The 4,915-nt window shown below is 43.4% G+C and carries 4 protein-coding genes; 1 reads left to right on the forward strand and 3 read right to left on the reverse strand.

Annotated features, from left to right (window positions below; genetic code table 11):
• Positions 1-196: hypothetical protein (locus IH879_19705; protein ID MCH7677153.1), on the reverse strand; the 196-nt coding region annotated here is incomplete at its 3' end.
• A gap of 616 nt (positions 197-812) precedes the next feature.
• Between IH879_19705 and IH879_19710 the strand changes: the two genes are divergently transcribed.
• Entirely contained in the window at positions 813-1,862 is a 1,050-nt protein-coding gene (locus IH879_19710; GenBank protein MCH7677154.1) for an NAD-binding protein, read from the forward strand.
• A 43-nt stretch (positions 1,863-1,905) separates the two neighbouring features.
• Here the strand turns inward: IH879_19710 and IH879_19715 are convergent, their stop codons facing one another.
• Together IH879_19715 and IH879_19720 are read right to left on the reverse strand one after the other, a co-directional pair.
• Positions 1,906-4,203, reverse strand: coding sequence for a M28 family peptidase (locus IH879_19715; GenBank protein ID MCH7677155.1), 2,298 nt, complete (start codon positions 4,201-4,203; stop codon positions 1,906-1,908).
• A 120-nt stretch (positions 4,204-4,323) separates the two neighbouring features.
• Positions 4,324-4,915, reverse strand: a 592-nt coding sequence (locus tag IH879_19720; GenBank protein MCH7677156.1) for an MBL fold metallo-hydrolase, incomplete at its 5' end; no start/stop codon positions are given.

Genomic DNA, 4,915 nt, shown 5'->3' on the forward strand with positions numbered 1-4,915 from the left:
TAAATCTACCCTTAGTGTCTACATGGTCCGGGGCCTGCTTAACGTATTCGCCATTTTCAATGTAGTAAAGGGCAGGCAGCTCAACCCCTAAATCGCCATAATCAATTCTGAGTTCTGCCGGTGGATCGAATTGGCAGCCGTGCGGCCCGAAAGCTGCTGTGATTAAAGATGAAATGAGGTTTCTGATTTTTTTCATTTGGCTTCTCCCTTGGGTAAGTCAGCCGGTTATCTTATTATTATTTCGCTCTCCCTAAAGCAAAGGAGGTGCCAAACTTCAAGACAGTTTTTTGATAAGGAAAGTTAATAACTTTAAGTGTCAATTAAACAGTAGTTTATTCTTTACTGGTTTCCGAAACAAACGATATTGAGTTGGATTTCTAGCTAAATCAGATTTGATGAAATCAGCCAACATTTTGCTGAAATCAGCAAATTGGTTGAAATCAGCCAACATTGTTCGAAAAATTCAAACGATTTTCTTTTTTGGGGTGGAATAATTTATTACAAAATTTTGTATTAAAGAAGAAGTCTGATGGTAGGCGAACATGCAAGCTTCCTCCTCCTCGAGATTTGTAAGCGTGTTCGCCTTTTTTATTGTTCATTGCGATAATTCGGAACTCTTAACGGTATGAGTTGTAAAAGAAATCAGGAACGTAAGTTCCTATCCTATTCCTCCCTCCGGAGACCGTCTGCCCAATGGGCAGACGGTCTCTTTTTTTTGTAATGCCCGTTATAATCAGTATAAGTTGATTTGCTGCAAATCTTTTTTTATATTTAGCCCACATTTCTTATAAGAACTTTAAACTAATTATCATATGCGGTTACCATCTTCTAGTTGGGATATTTCTTGGTGGTCAAGTCAGTTAACCCCGTTTAAACGGCTTTGGTTAACACTTGGATTTTTTATTCTAATTTTCTTTGCCGGGACTTTTGGTTATGTTTTGATTGAAGGCTGGCCGCTTGCTGATTCTTTCTACATGACTATCATTACAATTTCAACAGTTGGATTTCAAGAGGTAAAAACACTTTCTGAAAACGGAAGAATTTTTACAGCTTGCCTGATTGTTATCGGAATTGGTACGTTTGGGTACGGATTCGCTAATATCTCTACTTTTTTTATTGAGGGAGAATTTAAAGAATTAATTAGGACTCGTAAAATGGAAAAAATTATCGAAAATATTGCAAGTCATATTATCATCTGTGGATACGGTGATGAGGGACGTCATGCAGGTGAAGAGCTAAGCCGGAGTAAAGTCCCATTCATAATTATTGAGAAAAAATTAGAACTAACTGAAAAACTTCGCGAGGACGGTCTGCTGGTTATTCACGGGGATGCTACTCAGGACGATGTTCTTTTAAAGGCAGGTGTAGCGGTAGCAAAAGGATTAATAGCTGCAGTTCCTGAAGATTCGGTAAATGTATTTGTCGCTTTGACGGCGCGGGGATTTAACCCGGATTTGAAAATTGTTGCCCGAGCGGCTGACGAGTCCTCAATTGCCAAGCTATTTCGTGCCGGCGCAAATAAAGTCGTTTCATCAGCCGAAATTGGCGGCAGGAGAATGGCCTCGATGCTTTTGCGACCCAAAGTAGTTAACTTCCTTGACGTCATTATGCACGATCAGGAGCTGGCACTACGCTTAGAAGAAATTAATATTAATAAAAAAAGCCCGTTTGTAGGAAAGTCTATTCGCGGCCTAGATATTAGAGGACGCACCGGGACGTTAGTAATTGCGTACCAAGGTGAGGGTCAATCTATAAATATAAATCCTTCAGCAGACACAACATGCCAGGCAGGTGATGTTTTAATTGTGCTTGGCAACGAAAAACAAGTGGCGGACTTGCAGCACCTTGCCCGTTCAGAGTAAAGCGTAGATCTCTCAGAATAACAATCCGGGCAAAAATTTCTTTTTAAAGCCCTTCTTCAAGTTTTAAAGTATCTCGATAAACAACCGTTGTTCGATAGGCGACATCTGCTAATTCCGCATCGACTTCGATTCGCATTGGCAGGCCAATATATCTGCCTGTAACTTCTCTCATGAGTTTTGCTCCTGAGTGCACAATAAAATCGGCCGCGAATTCTATCCTTTCGGATGGTTGACCGATCCAGGAAAAACTCACTTGATTTTTTCGGTGGTTAAATGCATGCTCTGAAAATACTTCGATTATTTCTAATGAATCCGTTTGTATTCTTAAGGTTGTCCGGTACCATGGCCGAGTGCTGGTGATTAGCCAATTTACTTTCACAGTATCTTTCTCCCCTCGTAAGATCAGTTCCTCTCCGGTTAGATCTATCCACTCCGCTGTGAATGGAATAGCTAAATCATCTTTGTGAATTCGAAGGTCATATTGCCGGGTAAAAGAATCACCCTTCACAGATACATTCCGAAAGTATTCGTTTCCAAGTAATTGCAAACTATTCTCACCGCTTCTTACATTATAGTTCGCATTGACTCTAATCCTTGCTCCCCATTCCTTACTATAAGAGGGTAGTGAATAGAGATAACCTCCAAACCCAACGATTGCTAATAAAATCACGAACCCCGAAAGCGGCCTTCTTAAAGTTTTTAGTAAATTTCGAACAAAACCGCTGTTTACAACTGTAGAAGAGTAGGCATAAATCCCAGGAAGATACCAGAGGACCAAAAGGAGTGTTACGGCCGTACTGAATAAAAGAGATTTTGCAGTGGAGTCAATACCGGCGCCGCCCTGAGTTAAGCTCCGCGCCAAAAAGGTTAGCTCTTCCATAAACATAAGTTTGAACATTGCATAAGGCGCCAGAATAAAAAGAATGAACTTCACTAATGGATTTGGAATGAAAATAGCGAGACTGATAAATATCATAGTGAGAGCGGGGTAGAGGGCTAACCGCATGCTGGCCATTCCCAATAACGCAATCAAAACAAAAAGCCCGATAAAAGCCCGTTTGGTGTAAACATAAGAATCCGGGCTAAAGCGCCACTTTTTTGTCAGTTGCAGAGCAACCCAAACTCCGCCAATTGTGCAAATTACGGCCAGCCACATATATTTATCGAAATGTACCAGCCAGGGGTAACGCAGTCCTTTGACCACCTGCATAGCCGCCTCACCCAATTGGGTGAAAATCGCCATTATGATCAACATCAAGAATAGCTTTGTTCCCGAGAACCGGACTCGTTCCGGCTTGTCAATTTGCAGGCGGTTTTTTCGGCTGTGCATAAAAGCCCAAATGCCCAACAACAATGCTAAAATATTTATCGCTGGAACTGTCCATGATGGCAAAAAGAATTGGCTGCCAAATGCTTGCCAGAGTAAATAATCCCCGCCGCGGCGGGCCGGGATGCCCTGTGTCTCATATTTTTGAAGCAAGCTGCTGACAATTTGACCGCTGCGGTTTAATGCACTTTTACTGATGAAATCAAACTTATCTCTTGACGTATGAATCGGAGAGCTGTTAACACCGGCGGTGAAATCGATTGCCGGGATGTTTTTATCTAAAAAGGGCGCATGATCAGAACTGGCCATTGACAGGGCATTGTTAATTGACATGAAATGTGTTTCATATCGAAGACTGTTAAATCCAAGGGCGTGATCGATTGCGAATGCATCTTCAACCAGCCATTCCGGCGCTTTATGAGTTGGGGTTTCGGACAATATTATAATGTTATCGTCGCTGCCGGCCATATCGATTTGCAGCATTAAAGCGACTTTGTCAATGTCCGGGTAGTTGTCGACAAAATGTTTTGCCGCCAGCAATCCCTTTTCCTCGGCGCCAAAAGCGGCAAAAACCAACGTATAGTGCTTTGAGGCCTGGCTCCAAATTCGGGCAAGTTCAATAACACAGGCAGTACCGGAAGCGTTATCATTGGCGCCGGGAATTTCCGGTCCTGATGAATCGATATGCCCGCCAATCACAATTGTCGAATCTGTCTCGCCGTGAAAGATGCCAACAGAAGTTCCACAGTTGGTATTCACCACGACGCCACGTGCCCTTGCTTGGCTAAATTTCATAACATAAGCCGAGTCGGCGCCAAAGCCGGCAAATTTGTTTTTAGCCCAGAGCAAAGCAGCTTGCTCGTTTGCCGATCCCATCGGCCGCGGACCGATTGTCACGCTTAAGTGTTTAGTGAAGACATAAGCGCTGTCTGCGTTAAAGCTTTCAGTTTGGGCAGGTAAAAATGTTGGTAAGAAAATAAGTAGAGCAAATAAAACTGCGATTAGTTGACGCATTTCTTTCCCTCCGAAAGTTTAGCTAAAAAAGTATATTATAATGAAGGTGGGTACAATCTACCAATTGTAAAATACTTACGATGGATTCTGGTGATTGTTTATTAATGGTATTGATTCGTTTTAAACTACTTCTCCGCCCGCTTTTTGCCACGCCTCGTATCCACCATCGAGCTGAGTAGCATCAAAACCGTGGCTTTGCAGCATGCCGGTGGCATAAGCGGAGCGCCCGCCGGAAAGACAGTGCACGAGCAAAGGCTTGTCTCTCGGAATTTTGTCGAGTTCGGCGAGAAGCCGGGTGTGGGCGATATTTATCGTGTTGGGCAGATGCCCTGCTTCGTATTCGTCCGCACGGCGGACATCGAGAATTTGCACGCTTTCGTCATTCAGTCGATTCTTGATTTCAGTTATATCTTTGTATTTGGATTTTTGCAGCTCGCCACCGTCGGCAGCATAAAGTCTCAAAGTTTCCGGAGTGGCGTAGCCGGCGACTTCATCCAAGCCAACGTGAATTAAATCGATCATGGCTTCTTCGACCTGGTTTTCTGCAACAATTAAATAGATGGGTTTCCCCGGTTCAACATAAGAACCGGCGATGGTGGGAAACGCTGTGTTGAGGGGCGTGAACAGCGCCCCCGGCACATGACCCTCTGCAAAGTCCGGCCAAAGGCGGATGTCGAGCAGCGAGATTTCTTCCTTTACTATATTTTTAAGT

The organism is candidate division KSB1 bacterium (assembly GCA_022562085.1).
Classification (GTDB): Bacteria; Zhuqueibacterota; Zhuqueibacteria; order Oceanimicrobiales; family Oceanimicrobiaceae; genus Oceanimicrobium.